The sequence below is a fragment of the Pseudarthrobacter sp. Pseusp20 genome (assembly GCF_059492155.1).
This window is the reverse complement of record NZ_CP168521.1, coordinates 2,816,525-2,835,925: the sequence shown is the minus strand read 5'-3', so window position 1 is coordinate 2,835,925 and position 19,401 is coordinate 2,816,525. Positions and strand designations below refer to the sequence as shown.

The 19,401-nt window shown below is 66.9% G+C and carries 17 protein-coding genes, 2 tRNA genes and 1 riboswitch; of the genes, 18 read left to right on the top strand and 1 reads right to left on the bottom strand.

The features are described from left to right. The 3 genes from ACEN9K_RS13065 to ndk all read left to right on the top strand — a co-directional run bounded on the left by ACEN9K_RS13065 (window position 1) and on the right by ndk (window position 2,308). Entirely contained in the window at window positions 1-1,359 is a 1,359-nt protein-coding gene (locus tag ACEN9K_RS13065) for a bifunctional folylpolyglutamate synthase/dihydrofolate synthase (protein ID WP_495634517.1), read from the top strand. A gap of 2 nt (window positions 1,360-1,361) precedes the next feature. After that, window positions 1,362-1,823, top strand: coding sequence for a DUF4233 domain-containing protein (locus tag ACEN9K_RS13060; protein WP_026265799.1), 462 nt, complete (start codon window positions 1,362-1,364; stop codon window positions 1,821-1,823). 65 nt (window positions 1,824-1,888) lie between these two features. Further along, on the top strand, window positions 1,889-2,308 hold the full coding sequence (gene ndk / locus ACEN9K_RS13055) for a nucleoside-diphosphate kinase (protein ID WP_018769466.1): 420 nt from the start codon (window positions 1,889-1,891) through the stop codon (window positions 2,306-2,308). 64 nt (window positions 2,309-2,372) lie between these two features. On the opposite strand, the gene ACEN9K_RS13050 is transcribed toward ndk, so the two are convergent. Continuing rightward, window positions 2,373-3,041, bottom strand: coding sequence for a vitamin K epoxide reductase family protein (locus ACEN9K_RS13050; protein WP_018769465.1), 669 nt, complete (start codon window positions 3,039-3,041; stop codon window positions 2,373-2,375). Between the two features lie 439 nt (window positions 3,042-3,480). On the opposite strand from ACEN9K_RS13050, the gene ACEN9K_RS13045 reads away from it, so the two are divergent. The 15 genes from ACEN9K_RS13045 to mctP all read left to right on the top strand — a co-directional run bounded on the left by ACEN9K_RS13045 (window position 3,481) and on the right by mctP (window position 19,344). Then, window positions 3,481-6,936, top strand: coding sequence for an Rne/Rng family ribonuclease (locus ACEN9K_RS13045; protein ID WP_495634516.1), 3,456 nt, complete (start codon window positions 3,481-3,483; stop codon window positions 6,934-6,936). A 149-nt stretch (window positions 6,937-7,085) separates the two neighbouring features. Beyond that, window positions 7,086-7,183: riboswitch (TPP riboswitch) on the top strand. A 7-nt stretch (window positions 7,184-7,190) separates the two neighbouring features. Then, window positions 7,191-8,711: a bifunctional hydroxymethylpyrimidine kinase/phosphomethylpyrimidine kinase gene (thiD, locus tag ACEN9K_RS13040; protein ID WP_495635705.1), complete on the top strand. Its 1,521-nt coding sequence runs from the start codon at window positions 7,191-7,193 to the stop codon at window positions 8,709-8,711. 263 nt (window positions 8,712-8,974) lie between these two features. Continuing rightward, window positions 8,975-9,283 (top strand): 50S ribosomal protein L21, encoded by a 309-nt coding sequence (rplU, locus tag ACEN9K_RS13035; RefSeq protein ID WP_003803420.1) that lies wholly within the window; start codon window positions 8,975-8,977, stop codon window positions 9,281-9,283. A gap of 61 nt (window positions 9,284-9,344) precedes the next feature. Next, the gene (rpmA, locus tag ACEN9K_RS13030) at window positions 9,345-9,608 is read left to right on the top strand and encodes a 50S ribosomal protein L27 (protein ID WP_009372867.1); all 264 of its coding nucleotides are present in this window, start codon (window positions 9,345-9,347) and stop codon (window positions 9,606-9,608) included. 119 nt (window positions 9,609-9,727) lie between these two features. After that, on the top strand, window positions 9,728-11,317 hold the full coding sequence (gene obgE / locus ACEN9K_RS13025; protein ID WP_495634515.1) for a GTPase ObgE: 1,590 nt from the start codon (window positions 9,728-9,730) through the stop codon (window positions 11,315-11,317). Between the two features lie 4 nt (window positions 11,318-11,321). Then, the gene (gene proB / locus ACEN9K_RS13020; protein ID WP_018769461.1) at window positions 11,322-12,458 is read left to right on the top strand and encodes a glutamate 5-kinase; all 1,137 of its coding nucleotides are present in this window, start codon (window positions 11,322-11,324) and stop codon (window positions 12,456-12,458) included. 26 nt (window positions 12,459-12,484) lie between these two features. Then, window positions 12,485-13,849, top strand: coding sequence for a glutamate-5-semialdehyde dehydrogenase (locus ACEN9K_RS13015; protein ID WP_495634514.1), 1,365 nt, complete (start codon window positions 12,485-12,487; stop codon window positions 13,847-13,849). Between the two features lie 79 nt (window positions 13,850-13,928). After that, window positions 13,929-14,168 (top strand): hypothetical protein, encoded by a 240-nt coding sequence (locus ACEN9K_RS13010; RefSeq protein WP_018769459.1) that lies wholly within the window; start codon window positions 13,929-13,931, stop codon window positions 14,166-14,168. Window position 14,169: 1 nt separating this feature from the next. Next, on the top strand, window positions 14,170-14,841 hold the full coding sequence (gene nadD / locus ACEN9K_RS13005; RefSeq protein WP_377204418.1) for a nicotinate-nucleotide adenylyltransferase: 672 nt from the start codon (window positions 14,170-14,172) through the stop codon (window positions 14,839-14,841). A 7-nt stretch (window positions 14,842-14,848) separates the two neighbouring features. Further along, window positions 14,849-16,147 (top strand): hypothetical protein, encoded by a 1,299-nt coding sequence (locus tag ACEN9K_RS13000; protein WP_488314535.1) that lies wholly within the window; start codon window positions 14,849-14,851, stop codon window positions 16,145-16,147. 38 nt (window positions 16,148-16,185) lie between these two features. Continuing rightward, complete coding sequence (gene rsfS, locus ACEN9K_RS12995; protein ID WP_018769456.1) at window positions 16,186-16,587, top strand: ribosome silencing factor; 402 nt, start codon at window positions 16,186-16,188, stop codon at window positions 16,585-16,587. Window positions 16,588-16,719: 132 nt separating this feature from the next. Further along, window positions 16,720-16,792: transfer RNA gene (locus ACEN9K_RS12990), tRNA-Ala, on the top strand. A gap of 209 nt (window positions 16,793-17,001) precedes the next feature. After that, window positions 17,002-17,074: transfer RNA gene (locus ACEN9K_RS12985), tRNA-Ala, on the top strand. 225 nt (window positions 17,075-17,299) lie between these two features. Further along, window positions 17,300-17,671 (top strand): DUF3311 domain-containing protein, encoded by a 372-nt coding sequence (locus ACEN9K_RS12980; RefSeq protein ID WP_018769455.1) that lies wholly within the window; start codon window positions 17,300-17,302, stop codon window positions 17,669-17,671. Continuing rightward, window positions 17,668-19,344, top strand: a complete 1,677-nt coding sequence (gene mctP, locus ACEN9K_RS12975; protein ID WP_018769454.1) for a monocarboxylate uptake permease MctP — start codon at window positions 17,668-17,670, stop codon at window positions 19,342-19,344. The genes ACEN9K_RS12980 and mctP overlap by 4 nt, the downstream gene beginning before the upstream one ends. The last annotated feature ends 57 nt before the right edge of the window (window positions 19,345-19,401 follow it).

Below are 19,401 nucleotides of genomic sequence, written 5' to 3'. Positions count from 1 at the left end.
ATGAGCGACGAATTTTCCGTGGAAAGCGTGTACGCCGAACTGCTGGGACGGGCGCCGGAAAACAAGATGGAGCCGCGGCTGGCTCCGCTGTTCCGTGCGATGGACGTGCTGGGCGAGCCCAACAAGGCGTTCCCGATCATCCATGTGACCGGAACCAACGGCAAGACGTCCACATCCAGGATGATCGAGTCCGTGCTCCGCGCCCACGGCCTGAGCACCGGACGCTACACCAGCCCGCACCTGTCCAAGGTCACCGAGCGGATCAGCATCGACGGCCATCCGGTATCCGACGAGACGTTTGTCAGGATCTGGGACGAAATCAGGCCCTACCTGCAGATTGTGGACTCGGAACTCGAAGCCGAGGGGGAGCCGAGACTGACGTACTTCGAGTGCCTCACCATCCTGGGCTTCGCCATCTTCGCTGACCAGCCGGTCAACGTGGCCATCATCGAGGTGGGTTTGGGCGGCATTACCGATGCCACCAACGTCGGCGACGGCCAGGTCTCGGTGGTGACGCCGATTTCGCTGGACCATACCGACCTCCTGGGCGACACCACGGAGGACATCGCCCGCGAAAAGGCCGGCATCATCAAGCCCGGCGGCTACCTCATCAGCGCGGCCCAGCCCCTCGATGCGGCCCAGGTGCTGCTGGAGAAGGCCAAGGCGGTGGGCGTACCGTTCCGCTTCGAGGGCGTTGAGTTCGGTGTCGAGTCACGGACGGTGGCTGTTGGCGGGCAGGTGTTGACTATCCAGGGCATCGCCGGCCGCTACCCGGACCTCATGCTGCCACTGCACGGCGCCCACCAAGCACAGAACGCTGCCGTCGCGGTGGCCGCCTTGGAGGCGTTCTTCGGCGGTGAAAAGGAACTCGACATCGACGTGCTGCAGGAAGGCTTCGCGGCCGTTACGTCCCCCGGCCGCCTTGAGGTGGTGCGGACCGCACCCACCATCATCGTGGACGCCGCCCACAACCCCGACGGCATCAATGCCTCCGCCGCCGCCCTGCGGGAAGCATTCACCTTCACCAGGCTGGTTCCGGTGGTGGGCGTGCTCAAGGAGAAGGACGCGGAGGAGATCCTGCGCGAAATCAGGGAGTCGCTGGGCGACATGGCAGTGGAGTACTGCTTCACCCAGTCCAACTCTCCCCGGGCGGTTCCGGCCGCCGAGCTGGCGGAGCTGGCGATCGACCTGGGATTTGGCGAGGACAACGTCCACATCGCCGAAAAGCTGGACGACGCACTCGAATGGGCCGTGGAACGGGCCGAAGCCAATGACGACCTTTCCGGCGGCGTGCTGGTCACCGGCTCCATCACCCTGGTGGCAGAGGCGCGGATCCTGCTCGGAAAAACGGAGGCGTAAGCGTGGCCAGATTGACCAAGGCCCAGCGCGAGTGGCGTCCCGGCATGCCCAAGAAGCGCCGCTCCACCAAAGTGATGTTCGCTTCCACGGTGCTGCTCCTGGAAGCGTTCGTCATGTTCTTCGCCACCCTGGTGGTGTTTGGCCTGCGCCGCGGAGAGTTTCCGCCGGCACTGATCCTCGGCGTGGGGATCGCACTCAGCGTGGTCATGATCTTCGCCTGCGCGGTCCTCAACAGGCCCTGGGGCATCGGCCTGGGCTGGATCCTGCAGCTGGTCCTGATCCTCACAGGCATCTTCGAGCCGGCCATGTTCCTGGTGGGTGGGCTTTTCGCCGCGGCCTGGTGGTACGGAATCCGCACCGGCATCCGGCTGGACCGCGAGGCTGCGCAGCGGGCACGCGAACAGGCCGAATGGGAAGCCGCCCACCCGGACGGGGCCGGTCCCGCCCAGCCCCAGTCCCCGTAAACCAGTCCCCGTAAGCCAGTCCCCGTAGACTTATCCCGAAACCCCACGAACGCATTGGAGCAGTTGTGACTACAGAGCGCACCCTCGTCCTGATCAAGCCCGACGGCGTCGCCCGTAACCTGACCGGCGCCATCCTGGCCCGCATTGAAGCCAAGGGCTACAGCCTTGTTGAGCTGAAAAAGGTCGACGCCACCCGTGAGCTGCTGGAGCAGCATTACGAGGAGCACGTAGGCAAGCCGTTCTACGAGCCGCTGGTGGAGTTCATGCTCAGCGGACCCGTGGTGGCGGCCATCTTCGAAGGCCACCGCGTCATTGAAGGGTTCCGGTCACTGGCCGGCACCACGGACCCCACGACCGCGGCCCCGGGCACCATTCGCGGCGACTTCGGCCGGGACTGGGGCCTGAAGGTCCAGCAGAACCTGGTGCACGGCTCCGACTCAACCGACTCCGCCGAGCGCGAGATCAAGATCTGGTTCCAGGGCTGACAGTCCAAGGACAGCAAAAGGGCCCCTGGTTCTTCGGAACCAGGGGCCTTTTGCCGTCCGCAGCTCAGAAGCCTGACGTGCCCGCAAAGACCTGGATGAACGCGAAGAAGATGGTGGCGACGACGGCCACGTACAGCAGTGCCGTGATGATCCAGCCGGAATCACCCAGCACGCGGGCCGCCCCCGCGGGCATTGGGATCACTCCGGCCGTGATGTTCCTGATGGTGGTCCACACAAAGAGCGGAATCATGGCCGCCCAGACGATCATGCAGAACGGGCACAGGATGTGGATCGAATACAGGGCCTGGGACCACAGCCACACCACGAAGGCGAAGCCGAGCGTGACGCCCACCTGAAGCCCCATCCAGTACCACCGCGCGAACGTGGCACCGGACAGCAACGCCATGCCCACGGTTATGGTGATGGCGAACGCGACGATACCGATGAACATGTTGGGGAAACCGAACAGCGAACTCTGCCACGTCTGCATGACCTGGCCGCAGGAGATCCAGGGGTTCACGTCGCAGACGGTGGTGTGGTTGGGGTCCTTGAGGACTTCGAGCTTTTCCAGGACCAGGGTTCCGGAGGCAAGCCAGCCCACGATTCCGGTGATGACCAGCAGCCAGCCGAAGGGCCGGTTCCGGGCCATCCGCGGAACGCCTGCGGCCGCAGTGGCCTGCGGATCCGTGGCCCTTTCCGTTTCATGGGCGCTGACGGGGGAGATGCTGGGCATGGGTGTGGCGTCCTTTTCGTCCGGTGCTCCTGAGCCTGATTGTAACGCCGGCGGCTGGTGCCGCCACACAGGAAATGGGAACGGAAGTGCCTGCCTCCGCGGCGATCCGGCGCGGGTATGAGAGAATGAACGTGGCTGGAAGCCGATCCACATTCGGACTCCGGTCCGGTGGTATGTTCCCAAGACCGCCAATGATGGGCAGGGCAGGCTTCGGATTTTTCCGGCACTCCCGCCACTCCATTGGGCGGCACCTGGTTGTGGCACGCAGAACAACGGGTTTTCAGAACATCCACCGGCTCCCACGGGCTGCCGCACCCCAATGACGGTGCGAACCTGGGAGTATCCACGTGACTTCTGTCAACGCCTGCGGGTTTTGACAATATGTGCCCCAATGGGTGCCGGATGTGGCGGTACGTCAGGGGCAGGAGTGTTGCCACATATGGACAATGATCAGGAACTGGCCGTTAACGATGATGCACCGGCTGCCGAGGCTGCTGCTGCACCCAAGAGGGCTGTACGTACCCGCCGGAAAACGGCTCCCAAGACCGAAGAAGCCGTGACGGATGCAGCGGCCACGGCGCCGGAGGCAGCCGCCCCTGAAGCAAGCGGCGACTCGCCGTCGGCGGAAGCCGCCGCGGCGCCCAAGGCCCCTGCCCGCCGCACCCGCGCCCGCAGGAAAGCGGACGCCCCCGAACCCCTGCCCGCCTTCGCTGATGACGCAGAGGCAACCGCTGCCGCCGGCACTGCGCCTGTTGATGCTGTGTCCGTCGATGCTGCGTCCGTTGATGCCCCGGCACCGGCCATGGCCGGTGAAGACGCTGCCGCAGCACCTGCTGCCACGGCGGACGCCGAAACCAAACCTGTTCGCCGCCGTCGGGTAGCCACCCGCAAGGCCGCGTCCCCGGCTGCCCCGCCCGCGGCGGAAGCCGCGGCAGCGGACGCCGTCGCTGCAGAACCAGCAATCCCGGAAGCCCCGGCACAGGAACCGGCCCGGGAGGAAGCTGCCGCCCAGGAAGCAGCTCCTGCGCAGGAGCAGCCCCAGGAACCCGTCGCGGCCGCCGAGGCTGCCGGAGCCCCCGGGCCTGCCCGGGAAACCCCCGCTGTGGCCAAGGAAGAGCACGCTGCGGTCAAGGAACAGACCGCCCCCGCCGCGGCCGCCAGCCCCTTTGGTTCCCTCTTCCTGGAGCCTGCATCGCCCACATCCGTGCTCTTCCAGGCCCCGGACCTCAGCACCGTGGTCCGTCCCGCAGCACCCGCCGTCGAGGAACCTGAAGAGGAAGAAACCGACGACGGCGACGATTCCTCCAGCCGCCGCCGGCGCCGCAGCCGCGGCCGCAGGGGCCGCAGCCGGGTCGGCGACAAGGCGGACGAGGACATCGAGGGTGGCAGCGCCGAGGCTGACGCCGAGGACGAGGCCGACGAGGACAGCGCCACACAAGCCGAGGACGGCGTGACGTCCCGCCGCCGCCGTCGCCGCCGCCGCGGTGACCAGGACCTGGAGCTGACCGGCGGGGAAGGCGACGACCCGCCCAACACGGTGACGAGGGTCCGTGCCCCGCGCGCGGTCAGTGAAGCGCCGGTCAACAACCGGGTCACCAGCGTCAAGGGCTCCACCCGCCTTGAGGCCAAGAAGCAGCGCCGCCGCGAATCCCGCGACACCGGCCGCCGCCGCACCGTCATCACCGAGGCCGAGTTCCTGGCCCGCCGCGAATCCGTGGACCGGCAGATGATCGTCCGCCAGCGCGACGACAGAATCCAGATCGCCGTCCTTGAAGACGGTGTCCTGGCCGAGCATTTCGTATCCAAGACCCAGCAGGACTCGCTCATCGGCAACGTCTACCTGGGCAAGGTCCAGAACGTGCTGCCGTCAATGGAAGCTGCGTTCGTGGACATCGGGCGTGGCCGCAACGCCGTGCTGTACGCCGGTGAGGTCAACTGGGAAGCCGTCAACCTCGAAGGCAAGCAGCGCCGCATCGAGAACGCGCTCAAATCCGGCGACACCGTCCTGGTCCAGGTGACCAAGGATCCCGTCGGCCACAAGGGCGCCCGGCTGACCAGCCAGATCTCCCTTCCCGGCCGCTACCTGGTCTACGTGCCCGGCGGCTCCATGACCGGCATCTCCCGCAAGCTGCCCGACGTCGAACGCAACCGCCTCAAGCGCATCCTCAAGGACCGCCTGCCCGAGCACGCCGGCGTCATCGTCCGGACCGCCGCGGAAGGTGCCTCGGAAGAGGAACTGACGCACGACATCAACCGCCTGCGCGCCCAGTGGGAAGGCATCGAAAGCCAGTCCCAGTCCACCAAGATCCTGGCCCCGGAGCTGCTGTACGGCGAACCGGACCTGACCATCAAGGTGGTCCGGGACGTCTTCAACGAGGACTTCTCCAAACTGATCGTCTCCGGTGAGGAGGCCTGGGACACCATCGAGGCCTACGTCACGTACGTGGCGCCGGACCTGGTTGGCCGCCTCGAGAAGTGGACCAAGGACCAGGACATCTTCTCCGCCTGGCGCATCGACGAGCAGATCCACAAGGCCCTTGAGCGGAAGGTCTTCCTGCCCTCCGGCGGCTCACTGGTCATCGACCGTACCGAGGCCATGACCGTGGTGGACGTCAACACCGGCAAGTTCACCGGCAGCGGCGGCAACCTCGAGGAAACCGTCACCAAGAACAACCTGGAAGCTGCCGAGGAAGTGGTGCGCCAGCTGCGGCTGCGCGACATCGGCGGCATCATCGTGATCGACTTCATCGACATGGTGCTCGAATCCAACCGCGACCTGGTCCTGCGCCGCCTGGTGGAATGCCTGGGCCGCGACCGGACCAAGCACCAGGTTGCCGAGGTCACGTCGCTGGGCCTGGTCCAGATGACCCGCAAGCGCATGGGGACGGGCCTGCTGGAAGTCTTCGGCGAGCAGTGTGAGGCCTGCGCCGGCCGGGGCGTAGTGACGCACGACGATCCCGTGGAGCACCGCCGCGCCAACATTGTGGCGGCCGAGCACCACGTCCAGCGCGCCGACAGCCGCCCCGAAGCCCGCGGGGAAGCCCACCGCCCCGAAGGGCAGCGGGCCGATGGCGGCCAGCCCGGAGTCCGTCCCGAGCGCAAACGGCGGCGGGGACGCGGCGGCCAGCAGCCCGAGGCTGCCCCGGCGCCTGCTGTCCACGTCCACACCGTCCTGCCGGACCCCACAGACGCAGAGCGGCACGCCAAGGCAGAGGCCACCCGGCTTGCCCTGGCGAACATCGCGGCTGCCGCCCATGCGGCCCACCTGCATGACGATGAGGTGGCAGCCACCCGGCAGGCACCGTCCGCCGAGCCGGCGCAGGCCCCTGTTGAAGAGAAGCACGACGCCGATGGCCCGGCACGCCCCGCAGCTGTCCTGACCTTCGGCGGCGAGGAAGTCCCGCTTCCCTTCGTGGAGCACGCTGAGGACCAGCATCCCAGGCCCGCCCTCACGCTGGACCGGCTCGCGGAAGCCTTCGCCCACCTCGGCCAGCCGGCTTCCCCCGTGGAGAACGCGCCCGCCAAGGCCGCAGACACGGTGAAGCCGGCCGAACAGTCAGCGCCCAAACAGTCGGTGCCCGAACAGCAGCCCGGCGGGGGAGCGGAGGCGCGTGCCGCCGTGGAAGCTCCGGCGGAAAAGGACTACTCCGACCACACGCTGGAGCAGTCCCGGCAACGCAGGCCGCGGCGCCACCGCGCTGCCAGCCGGGCCCAAGGTGCCGCAAATGAAACCGCTGTCCAGCACCACGAGAACGTCCAGGCGACAGGCGCGGGGCACTCGCACGCAGCCAAGGTTCCGGACACCGCCAACGCACAGCCCGCTGCGGCGGAGCCCGGCAAGCCGGCAGGGGAACCGATCATCCTCGGCGTCGGCGTCCCCGCCTCGGAGCTCTAAGCCAAGGCGCAGCCAACGCGCCACCCAGGAAGTCCCCGTCGTGCGGACTGTTCCCCCATGAATCCAGGGGGAACAGTCCACGGGCGGGGACTTCCTGCATGCGCGGGTGCTGTCACCTTTCCGCCGGGTACGCCCCAGCGGCTACTCTGGAACCCGACACGGGGTGCCGCGCAGAAGGCCGGCTGAGAACCACACCCGTTGAACCTGTCCGGCTAGTACCGGCGAAGGGATGTCTGTTGTCTTCGACCCTCTCCATGCCCCTGCCCACAGCGTCCGGCGTGGCCCCCGCGCTGCCTGGGGGCCGCGATGTCCCGCGCGTCCTCTCCATTGCAGGCTCCGACCCGTCCGGCGGGGCCGGGATCCAAGCGGACCTCAAAAGCATTGCCGCCCATGGCGGATACGGCATGGCCGCGATCACGGCACTCACGGCGCAAAACACCCGGGGCGTGCAGTCCGTCCACGTCCCGCCGGCCGGCTTCCTGGCCCAGCAGCTGGACGCGGTCAGAGACGACATCAGCATCGACGCCGTCAAGATCGGCATGCTGGGCGACGAGTCGGTGATCCGCACTGTCCGCCAGTGGCTCGAAAAGGCCCGTCCCGCCGTCGTGGTCCTGGACCCCGTCATGGTGGCCACCAGCGGCGACCGGCTGCTGAAGGAATCCGCCGAAGCCGCGCTCCGGGAACTGCTGCCCCTTGCCCACCTCATCACCCCCAACCTTCCCGAGCTCGCGCTGCTGCTGGGCACGGAGCCGGCGAAAGACTGGGACACCGCGCTGGACCAGGGCAGGCGCCTGGCGGAAGCCACCGGAGCCACCGTGCTGGTCAAGGGTGGCCACCTTTCAGGCCTCGACTGCCCGGATGCTCTGGTCAACGCTTCGGGCCTCCTGGGGCCGGACGTGGTGGAAGTGCAGGGGAAGCGGGTTTCCACGCGGAACAGCCACGGGACGGGCTGTTCCCTGTCCTCTGCCATGGCAACAGTCCAGGCCCGTTTGGGCAATTGGGAGGCATCACTGCGAACGGTCAAGCCCTGGCTGGCCGGCGCACTTGAGAACTCCGGCCAATTGGAGGTGGGCCAGGGGAACGGCCCCGTACACCACTTCCACCACGTGCGGCCGGTCCTGGAGGAGGGCGGCTTCGCGGCCCGGTTGTGGTCGGAAGCCCAACAGGACCTGGCGGACATCTACGCACTTGACTTCATCCACGGCCTGGCGTCAGGAGACCTTCCGGAGAAGGACTTTGCCTACTACCTGGCGCAGGATGCCCTCTACCTGAACGGCTACTCCAGGGTGCTGGCACGGGCCAGCGCGCTGGCCCCCTCGGAGGCCGAGCAGCTTTTCTGGGCCGGATCCGCGCAGCAGTGCCTTGAGGTGGAATCGGAACTCCACCGCTCGTGGCTCAGCACCCGCCCGGCCCCGAAGGGCCTGGGCCCCGTCACCAAGTCATACGTGGACCACCTCACGGCAGCGTCGGCGTCGGGCAGCTATGCCGTCCTCGCCGCCGCCGTGCTTCCCTGCTTCTGGCTCTACGCCGAAGTCGGCGGGAAGCTCCACGCCCGGTTCCTGGCCTCGGGCGAACCGGACGGCCATGCCTACGCGGCCTGGCTCCGGACGTACGCCGACGAGGGCTTCGCCGAAGCAACCCGCAAAGCCATCGCCATCGTGGATGCAGCCGGACGGACCGCGCCGGACCATGAGAGGGCGGCGATGGTGACGGCGTTCAAGCAGTCCTGCCGCCTGGAAGTGGAGTTCTTCGACGCGCCGAGGCTGCATTCCTGACCCCCGCGGGCCGGGCCCGGCTATGATGGTGGAGCACGGTTGCGGCGGTTCCTGCCGGGCTGTGGTTACTACCACAGCCGGCCCGCCTGAACCAGCCTCATTTGCGGCCGAAGATGGATTTAGCGTATTCTTGATCTTCGGTGCTTACGCCAACACTTGGGTTACGACCCCACGGCGTTGAGGCACAGCGAGAAACCAAGCTTTTAGCAAGTCGGTTCCGCACGCAAATTTTGTAATAAACGTCGAGAGAAGTGAGTTCCCAAGTGGTGTACGCGATTGTCCGCGCAGGCGGCCGCCAAGAGAAGGTTTCCGTTGGAGACTTCGTTACCCTGAACCGCGTCGCCGGTGGAGCCGGCAGCACCATTGAGCTGCCCGCACTGCTCCTGGTTGATGGTGACAAGGTCACCTCGGCCGCCGCTGACCTGGCCAAGGTAACTGTTACGGCTGAAATCCTCCAGGACCTGCGTGGTCCTAAGATTGTCATCCAGAAGTTCAAGAACAAGACCGGCTACAAGAAGCGCCAGGGTCACCGCCAGGAACTGACCAAGGTCAAGATCACCGGCATCAAGTAACCACCGGTTACTGTTCAGGCATTTCAACAGATTCCCCAGAATTTAGAGGCAGGCATTTCAGATGGCACATAAAAAGGGCGCGAGCTCCACTCGCAACGGTCGCGATTCCAACGCTCAGTACCTCGGCGTCAAGCGCTTCGGCGGCCAGGTTGTTTCGGCCGGCGAGATCATCGTCCGCCAGCGTGGCACCCACTTCCACCCGGGCGCCGGCGTTGGCCGTGGCGGCGATGACACCCTGTTCGCCCTGACCCCGGGCGCCGTTGAATTCGGCACCCGCCGCGGTCGTCGCGTAGTCAACATCGTTGCTGCTGCAGCTGCAGAGTAACAACAAGTTCTGAAACGGTGGAGCGGGCCTGAGGGTCCGCTCCACTGTTCTTTTAACCGCATTACAATCGATGTGGCGTCCCCTGGGCCGCCAGGTAAACAGTTTCTGAGGAGATCCACGTGGCCAGCTTTGTAGACCGGGTAGTACTGCACGTATCCGGCGGTACCGGCGGCCATGGGTGCGTCTCCGTCCACCGCGAGAAGTTCAAGCCGCTGGGCGGACCCGACGGCGGCAACGGGGGCAACGGCGGCGACGTGATCCTCCGCGTCGACCACCAGACCACCACGCTTCTTGACTACCACCACGCACCGCACCGGCACGCCAGCAACGGCGGCCCCGGCATGGGTGACTGGCGCGGCGGCAAAAACGGTGAAACCCTCATCCTGCCTGTCCCGGACGGCACCGTGGTGAAGTCCAAGGACGGCACCGTCCTGGCTGACCTCGTCGGCGAGGGCACCGAGTACGTGGCCGCCGCAGGCGGCATTGGCGGACTCGGCAACGCCGCCCTGTCCTCGCAAAAGCGCCGCGCCCCCGGCTTTGCGCTGCTGGGCATCGAAGGCGAGTCCCGCGACATCGTCCTGGAACTGAAGTCCATCGCCGACATCGCGCTGGTGGGTTTCCCGTCGGCCGGCAAGTCCAGCCTCATCGCGGCGATGTCCGCGGCCCGGCCCAAGATCGCTGACTACCCGTTCACCACGCTGGTTCCCAACCTCGGCGTCGTGCAGGCCGGAGACGTGCGGTTCACCATCGCCGACGTACCCGGGCTCATCGAAGGTGCCAGCGAGGGACGCGGCCTGGGCCACCACTTCCTGCGGCACGTGGAGCGCTGCGCAGCCCTGGTGCACGTGCTGGACTGCGGCACGCTGGAATCGGAGCGCGACCCGTTGTCGGACCTCGCCATCATCGAGGGCGAGCTGGAGAAGTACGCTGTCGACATGAGCTACGCAGGCCAGGACGGCGAAGTGGTACCCCTGAACCACCGCCCCCGGCTGGTGGCCCTGAACAAGGTGGACCTGCCCGACGGCAAGGACATGGCCGAATTCGTGCGTCCGGAACTCGAATCCCGCGGCTACCGCGTGTTCGAGGTGTCCGCCACCAGCCATGAGGGCCTGCGCCAGCTGGGCTTCGCCATGGCGGAGATCGTCAAGGCGGCCCGCGACGCCGTCGCTGCCGCACCGCCCAAGGTCCAGCCCGCCGTACTGCGTCCCCGCGCCGTCAACGAGGCCGGCTTCAAGATCCGGCGCGAGGAAAAGAACCTGGAGCCGCTGTTCCGCGTCCTCGGCGAAAAGCCCGAACGCTGGGTCAAGCAGACCGACTTCACCAACGAGGAAGCCATCGGCTACCTTGCGGACCGGCTCGCCAAGCTCGGCGTGGAGACTGAACTGTTCAAGCAGGGCGCCAAGCCGGGCGACACCGTGGTCATCGGCGGGGACGACGGTGTCGTCTTCGACTGGGAGCCCACCATGATGGCGGGGGCCGAGCTCCTGGCGTCGCCGCGCGGCACCGATGTGCGGTTCGCGGACATTGGGGATCGGCCCACCCGCAGCCAGAAGCGCGATGAGCAGCAGGAGCGCCGTGACGCCAAGGCCGCCGCCCGGGCCGAGCTCGAGGCGGAACGGAAAGACGGTATCTGGACCGAATCCGTCAGTGGCCGCCGCGCTGCCCACCCTGTGAAGGAGAGCGGACTGGAAGCGGACGATGACCTCTAGGGGCATGACCGCGGAACCCGCCGGGCGGACGGCGGACAGGAGCGCACTGGCAGGCGCCCGCCGGATCGTCGTGAAGGTGGGCTCCTCGTCTCTGACCAGCATCAAGGGCGGCATCTCGGAGGAATCCCTGACCGCCCTGGCGGACGCACTCGCGGCCAAGCGCAACGCGGGCGCCGAGATCATCCTGGTCTCCTCCGGCGCCATCGCGGCCGGACTGGCCCCGCTGGGACTGGCCAAGCGCCCCCGCGACCTCGCCACCCAGCAGGCCGCCGCCAGCGTGGGCCAGGGGCTGCTGATGGCTCGGTACACCCAGGCCTTCGGCGCGCACGGCGTCACCGTCAGCCAGGTCCTGCTCACGGCCGAGGACCTGATGCGCCGCAGCCAGCACACCAACGCCCTCCGCGCCATGGACCGGCTGCTGAACCTCGGTGTGGTCCCCGTGGTCAACGAGAACGACACCGTGGCCACCCACGAAATCCGCTTCGGCGACAACGACCGGCTCGCCGCCCTGGTGGCGCACCTGGTGCGCGCCGACGCACTGGTGCTGCTGTCCGACGTCGACTCCCTCTATGACGGGCCGCCCGCCCAGGGTGCCAAGCGCATCCCCCTGGTCACCGGCGCGCACGACCTCGAGGGCGTTTCCATTGGCAAAGCGGGCAAGGCCGGTGTGGGAACCGGCGGGATGATGACAAAGGTGGAAGCTGCCAGCATGGCGGCAGGTTCGGGCATTCACGCCCTGGTGACCTCCACGTCCAACGCCGCCGCAGCCCTGAATGGCGAGGACGTGGGCACGTGGTTTTCCGTCAACGGTTCCCGCAAGCCCGTCCGGCTCCTGTGGCTGGCGCACGTTGCCTCGGTGCAGGGCCGCCTGGTCCTGGACGAGGGGGCGGTGCGTGCCGTGCGGCACCACCGCACCTCCCTGCTGCCGGCGGGGATTTCCGCGGTGCAGGGCGACTTTGAAGCGGGCGACGCCGTGGAGCTGGCAGGAACCGACGGCATCGTTGTGGCCCGCGGCCTGGTGAACTACTCGTCGGAGGAGCTGCCCCGCATGCTGGGGCGTTCCACCCGGGAGCTGGGCGAGGCACTGGGCAGCGGCTATGACCGCGAAGTTGTTCATGTTGATGACCTGGTGCTGGTCTGAGCCCAGGGCTCGCCTAAACTTGGAGCATGACTGAAGCCCTGATCCACACTGCTGAAAATTCCGGAACCACTGCTGCGCAGGCGCAGCCGGGTGCCGTGGCAGAACAGGGATCAGCTGCTGCGCCTCTTTCCGGTGCGGAGGTTGAAGCGGCTGTCCACGCCCTCGCGGACCGCTCCCGCCACGCTGCCCGCCGGATGGCCACTGCCAACCGTGCCTGGAAGGACCGCGCCCTCCGGGCTGTCGGAGCCGCCCTGCAGGAGAACGTGCCGGCCATCCTCACCGCCAACGCCATGGATGTGGAAAAAGGCAAGGCCAACGGCACCTCCGCCGCGCTCCTGGACCGGCTCACCCTCACCGAGGCCCGCGTGGCAGGGCTGTTGGCCGCCCTCGAGAACCTGGCCAACCTCCCGGATCCCGTGGGCAATGTGGTGCGCGGCCAGACCCTTCCCAACGGGCTCCGCCTCCGCCAGGTCAACGTGCCCATGGGCGTCGTGGCGGCCATCTACGAGGCACGGCCCAACGTCACCGTGGACATCGCGGGGCTGGCCCTCAAGAGCGGCAACGCCGTCATCCTGCGCGGCGGCAGCGCTGCCGAGGCCACCAACCAGGTCCTGGTCCGGGTGCTGCGCGAAGCCCTCGAATCTGTGGGCCTTCCGGCCGACGCCGTGCAGACCGTGGACCAGTACGGCCGCGCCGGTGCCAACGTCCTGATGAAGGCCCGCGGCAGGGTGGACGTGCTGATTCCCCGCGGCGGCCGCGACCTGATCCAGACCGTGGTGACCAACTCCGCCGTGCCCGTCATCGAAACGGGGGAGGGGAACGTCCACATCTTCCTCGACGAGTCCGCCGACGAAAACATGGCCGTGGAGATCCTGCTCAACGCCAAGACCCAGCGGCCCAGTGTCTGCAATACGGTCGAGACCCTGCTGGTGCATTCGCGCTCAACCGTCCTGCCCGCCGTGGCCGCCGCCCTGCGTGGCGCCGGTGTCCGCCTGCACGTGGACGGGCGCATCAGCGCCGCGCTGCCCGGGATCGAGACCCAGCCGGCCACGGATGTGGACTGGGGAACCGAGTACATGGACCTTGACCTGGCCGTGGCCATGGTGGACAGCCTCGATGAGGCCGTGCAACATATCCGCACCTGGTCCACCGGGCACACCGAAGCGATCCTCACCAACAGCCTTGCCAACGCTGAACGGTTCATCGCCGAGGTGGATTCGGCGGCGGTGATCGTGAACGCTTCCACGCGGTTTACCGACGGCGGGGAACTTGGCCTCGGTGCCGAGGTGGGCATTTCCACCCAGAAGCTGCACGCCCGCGGGCCCATGGGCCTGACCGAGCTCACCACCACCAAGTGGATCGTCCAGGGCGAAGGCCAGGTCCGCGCATAGCAACGCGGTAACATAGACCAGAACCCGGAAAGCAGCGGAAGGTTCCGCTGCCCGTAAATCCTTGAACATAGGGGAGAAAATGCTGCTCCAGCAGATTGCCACGTCCGTCGCCGCCGCAGGTGAATCAGGCCACGAGGAGCTTGCGCCGCTGTGGGCCGAACCGTGGGTCTTTGGCGTTTCCATGTTCGGCATCCTGGTGGTCCTGATGTTCATTGCCTGGTCCTACACCAACCTGGGCAACCGCCACGCCGCCACGGACGAGCACGCCGATCCGCACCGCCAGCACCCCAATAAGCACGATCGCGGGCAGGGCCACTAAGATTTCCCACAACCTGCACCGCAATGGTGCCCGGGGGCGGCTGCGGCTTGGCGTGATGGGCGGGACATTCGATCCCATCCACCACGGCCACCTTGTCGCGGCCAGCGAAGTCGCGGCGGAGTTCGACCTCGACGAGGTGGTCTTCGTCCCCACCGGGCAGCCATGGCAAAAGTCCCATAAACAGGTCAGCGAGCCCGAACACCGCTACCTGATGACCGTCATCGCCACGGCATCCAATCCGCGCTTCACCGTCAGCCGTGTCGACGTTGACCGTCCGGGTCCCACCTACACCATCGACACCCTCCGCGACCTCCGGGCCCAGCGCCCTGATGCCGACCTTTTCTTCATCACCGGCGCGGACGCCCTGGCGCAGATTTTGTCCTGGAAGGACATTGACGAGCTGTGGTCGCTGGCCCACTTCGTGGGCGTGACACGTCCCGGGCACGTCCTGGACGGGATGGGCCGCGACGACGTCAGCCTCCTGGAAGTTCCGGCCATGGCCATTTCGTCAACGGACTGCCGGGCCCGTGTGGCAGCGAACAACCCGGTCTGGTACCTGGTCCCCGACGGGGTGGTCCAATACATCGCCAAGTACGGCCTGTATTCGGACCCGCCGCCTGCAAGCGCGGATGAAATAACTTCCGAAGCACGCGAACCAGCCAGTACTGAATGAGTTCTCAATGAGTCAGGAACAGCCCCCAATCCGCAGCCGCCGGGAACTCCGGAAGGCCAGGGACGCCCAACAGGCCACCCCGCCCGCCACCGGGCAGCGCCCGCCTGCCGCGAACCGGCCGGCCGACGGCGCACCCGCACCGGCGGGACAGGATGCGACGGCCCGCTCCCGCTCCGCAGTAACAACTCCGCCGGCCCCCGCCGACACGCCTGCCGACCGGACGCCTGAAGACCAGACGCCCACCCAGCGTTCGTCCCAGATCCGCGCCCGCGACCGGGCCGCGCTTCGCACCATCAAGGAACTTGAGGAAAAGGAAGGCCAGCTTGCTGCCGGGGGACCGCCCACCCGGCGCCAGCTGCGGTTGCAGCAACTCAAAGAGCAGGCACTGACGGCCGCCAATCCGATTGTGCCACCAGCCGCTGCGCCCGCCCCCACCGCGTCGTCAGGAGCGGACACTGCTGCCCCGGCCCCTGCAGCGAACACCGGCGCGCCGGTAAAAACTGGTGCCCCGGCGAAATCGGCGCCCGCAGCCGCCGCTGAACGTCCTGCACCGGCTCCAGGAGGCGCCCCGGAGGGGATGACGGTGGAACAGGCACTGGAAGCGCGGGCGCTGATCGCCGCGCAGGCCAGGAACCAGATCGCCAAAATGGAGCACATCGCGTCTGTGGATCCGGAGGCCGTCGATCCGGAGATCCTGGCCGAACAGATCGCCCTGGCGGAGCGGGCCGCGGTCCTGAACCGCAGGGCAATGGCCCGGCAGAAGCTCGCCGAACAGGCGGGGAATCCTCCCGCCCCGGCCAGGGAAGCCGCCGCCAAAGACAAGCCCGGCCCGTCCACCGCCAACAACCTGGCGATGGTGACGCCGCTCGAGTTCGTCCAGGTGCCCGGCGTCGAACGTCCGGTGATGAAGCCGCCGGCAACCTCGCATGTCCCGGTCACCACCAGGCCCGGCACCAAAGTTCCGGGAAAACGCAAACCTGCCAACCGCCCCAAGGCGCCAGAGCCCGAATCCGCCACCGGCAGGTCCCAGGTCATAGCCCGTGCCGAGGCAGCGGCCAAAGCCGCCAGCCGTCCCAAACGGGTATCGCTCCCGGACAACCAGACGGAGAACCCCTCAGAGGATCTCTTCGAGGATCTTCCCCGCGTCCCTGCCCGCGCCGCCCATGGCCTTGACCCCCTGGACGCCGCAACGGCCGGCCTGACAAGGGCGCGGCGGAACCGCATCCTTCAGTTCTGCATCCTCGCGTTCGGGATCCTGGCCCTCATTGCCGGCATCATCCTGATCGTCAGCGGCATGTCCCGCTGACCGCACCGGCATCAACTTTTCACCAAACAAGGAGTCCCGTGACTGCAACAGAATCGTCCATTGCAATAGCCCGTACGGCCGCCAAGGCCGCCGCCGACAAGATTGCGCAGGACATCGTCGCCATGGACGTGAGTGAACGCCTGGCCCTGGCCGACGTCTTCCTCATCGCCTCGGCACCCAGCGAACGCCAGGTCAACGCCATCGTTGACGGCATCGAGGAAGAACTTGCCAAACAGGACCTGCGGCCGGTGCGCCGCGAGGGCCGTTCCGGCGGCCGGTGGGTCCTGCTGGACTACGCCGACGTCGTCATCCACGTCCAGCATGAGGAGGACCGGGTGTTCTACGCACTGGAGCGGCTCTGGAAGGATTGCCCCGTGGTGGACCTGCAGCTCGGGGACGACGCATCCGCCAAAGCCGGCGCAATAGCCGACAGCGAGTAGGCCGCGCCCGCGCCGTGAACGTGTGCGGAGAGTGAATATTCCCGATTTGGAATTTTCGGAATTGCTGTTCTAAGATATTTGAGTTGCTTCGGGGGAGACCCCGGAGAGAGCTCCTTGGAGCAGCAACAATCCGGGGCTGTGGCGCAGCTGGTAGCGCACCTGCATGGCATGCAGGGGGTCAGGGGTTCGAGTCCCCTCAGCTCCACCGGCGGGTCCGCCGGAACCATCCTGGTTCCGGCGGACTTTTTCGTTTCCAGCCGTTCCCGCGCAGCTGACGACGGCTGAATGCCTGCAGGACTGCGCGGCGGAGGAGCGCGGTTCCGGGGCCGTTGACCGCCGATTGGCGTCCAGCGGAAAAGTGCATTACTCTGGTCAGGTTGCTCCGGCGAATTCGACCGGAAGGAACAAGAGTACGGGGCTGTGGCGCAGCTGGTAGCGCACCTGCATGGCATGCAGGGGGTCAGGGGTTCGAGTCCCCTCAGCTCCACCGATACTCGGAAAAGGGAACCATCACATTTGTGCTGGTTCCCTTTTTCGTCGTTGTTGGGGGCCTGGTCCTTTTCTCTCCGGATGGGGACCTGCAGCCGGTGGAAAAACCCTTCCCGCGCAGGTCAAAGCGGGGTACAACTGAGGTTGAGGGCACATCGTCCCGCCGCCCGGCCGCTTTCACCCAAGAGCGGGGACGCGGGACAGGCTGACGAGGAGGTCACAGATGTCCCACGCAGATGGTTCCGGCTACAACGGCGATGCTGTTCCAGAGGAATCGCGCCTGACACGCGATACCGCGATCCGGGGGCCTGCGAGGCCCGCTCCATACATCGGTGCCGGCATCATCCTGGCCGCCGCCATCCTCTTCCCCCTCATGCCGCAGCTCTACTCCTTCGATGCGCCCAGGCTGGCCGGGCTGCCGTTCTTTTACTGGTACCAGCTGCTCTGGGTGCCCATTTCGGCCATCCTGACCGGCACGGCCTATTGGCTGGTAACCAAGGAAGACCGACGACGGCGGGCTGAGGCACGTCCAGGCGGCCCGCCACGGGCAGGCACAGCCTCCGCTGATGCCGGGTTGGGAGGGGACCGGCCATGAACGGGCGCGAGATCAACTGGATTGCCTTGATCATTGTTGTGCTGCTGTTCGTCGTTGTTGCCGTCATGGGCTTCCTGGCCGCCAAATGGCGCCGCAGCGGAGAGGTGGAAGGACTGCACAGCCTGGACGAGTGGGGCCTGGGCGGCCGCGGATTCGGCACCTGGATCACTTGGTTCCTGCTGGGCGGGGACCTCTACACCGCCTACACCTTCGTGGCAGTGCCCGCAGCGATGTGGGCCACGGGCGCCGTCAGCGGCTTCTTTGCCGTGCCCTACACCATCGTCCTCTATCCGATCATCTTCATCATCATGAGCCGTTTGTGGTCGGTGTCCCACCGCCATGGCTACGTCACCTCAGCGGACTTCGTGGGCGGCCGCTACGGCAGCCGCTGGCTTTCGCTGGCCGTCGCCGTCACGGGCATCGTGGCCACCATGCCCTACATCGCGCTGCAGCTGGTAGGCATCAAGGCCGTCCTCACGGTCCTTGGCCTTGGCAGCTCAGGCAATGTGCTCCTGACCGACCTGCCGCTGATCCTGGCCTTCGTGGTCCTGGCCGCGTACACCTACACATCGGGACTCCGCGCGCCGGCGATGATTGCCGTCGTCAAGGACCTCCTGATCTACCTTGCGGTGATCGTGGCCGTCATCTACCTGCCCATCAAGTTCGGCGGCTGGGACACCATCTTCAGTTCGGCACAGGCCAAACTGGGCACGGTGAACCAGGCCACCGGAAAGCCCGCAGGGGTCTTCATTCCGGGTGCTGCCAACTACTCCGCCTACTGGTCACTGGCACTGGGTTCGGCCATGGCGCTCTTCATGTATCCCCACTCCGTGACGGCGGTGCTGGCATCCAAGGCCCGCAATACCATCCGCCGCAACGCCGCCATCCTGCCCCTGTACTCGCTGATGCTTGGTTTCCTGGCCCTGCTGGGTTTCGTGGCCATCAAGGCGGGCACCAAGCCCATCGACCTGGACGGATCGGTCAATCCGCAGTTGGTGGTACCGCAGCTGTTCCTTGACCATTTCCCGGCCTGGTTTGCGGGGGTGGCCCTGGCTGCCATCGCCATCGGGGCGCTTGTCCCCGCGGCGATCATGTCCATTGCGGCGGCAAACATGTTCACCCGAAACATCTACCGCGACTTCATCCGGCCTGACGTCGATGCCAGGACAGAGGCGAAGGTTTCCAAGATCGTCTCGCTGGTGGTGAAGGTGGGCGCGCTGGTCTTCGTGATCGCCATGGACCAGTCCGCGGCCATCAACATGCAGCTGCTGGGCGGCATTTGGATCCTGCAGACCTTCCCGGCCGTGGTGGCCGGCCTGTACACCCGGTGGTTCGACCGCTGGGCGCTGCTTGTCGGCTGGGCGGTGGGCATCATCTTCGGAACAATCTCCGCATACAACGTGGTCAATCCGGCGACCAAGGCCCATTTTGGCGGCTCTTTGGCCCCCATCCCCGGGACGGACTTCACCGTTTACATCGCGGTGTCCGCGTTCGCGCTGAACCTGATTGTCGCCGCCGTCCTGACCCTGGTGCTGCGGGCCCTGAAGGTCCGCACGGGGGAGGACCTCACCCGGCCCACGGATTACGCCGCCGACGAGACAGACCCGAAGGTGGTCCAGATCGAGAAAATCCAGCCTTTCACCCGGCCAGGCGGACCTCCGCCGGTGGCCTGAAGGAAGCCCGGGTCCTCCCCGGGATTAGGCCGCCCTCCTGCCGGGTTACGTCCCGGC

What these genes read in the sequence shown, in the direction of transcription:
- thiD (WP_495635705.1), top strand. Translation starts at nt 7,191, where the DNA reads ATGCCCCTGCCCACAGCGTCCGGCGTGGCCCCCGCGCTGCCTGGGGGC.
- ACEN9K_RS13050 (WP_018769465.1), bottom strand. Translation starts at nt 3,041, where the DNA reads ATGCCCAGCATCTCCCCCGTCAGCGCCCATGAAACGGAAAGGGCCACG.
- rpmA (WP_009372867.1), top strand. Translation starts at nt 9,345, where the DNA reads ATGGCACATAAAAAGGGCGCGAGCTCCACTCGCAACGGTCGCGATTCC.
- ACEN9K_RS13045 (WP_495634516.1), top strand. Translation starts at nt 3,481, where the DNA reads ATGGACAATGATCAGGAACTGGCCGTTAACGATGATGCACCGGCTGCC.
- ACEN9K_RS13010 (WP_018769459.1), top strand. Translation starts at nt 13,929, where the DNA reads ATGCTGCTCCAGCAGATTGCCACGTCCGTCGCCGCCGCAGGTGAATCA.
- mctP (WP_018769454.1), top strand. Translation starts at nt 17,668, where the DNA reads ATGAACGGGCGCGAGATCAACTGGATTGCCTTGATCATTGTTGTGCTG.
- ACEN9K_RS13015 (WP_495634514.1), top strand. Translation starts at nt 12,485, where the DNA reads ATGACTGAAGCCCTGATCCACACTGCTGAAAATTCCGGAACCACTGCT.
- ACEN9K_RS13000 (WP_488314535.1), top strand. Translation starts at nt 14,849, where the DNA reads ATGAGTCAGGAACAGCCCCCAATCCGCAGCCGCCGGGAACTCCGGAAG.
- ACEN9K_RS13065 (WP_495634517.1), top strand. Translation starts at nt 1, where the DNA reads ATGAGCGACGAATTTTCCGTGGAAAGCGTGTACGCCGAACTGCTGGGA.
- proB (WP_018769461.1), top strand. Translation starts at nt 11,322, where the DNA reads ATGACCGCGGAACCCGCCGGGCGGACGGCGGACAGGAGCGCACTGGCA.
- ACEN9K_RS12980 (WP_018769455.1), top strand. Translation starts at nt 17,300, where the DNA reads ATGTCCCACGCAGATGGTTCCGGCTACAACGGCGATGCTGTTCCAGAG.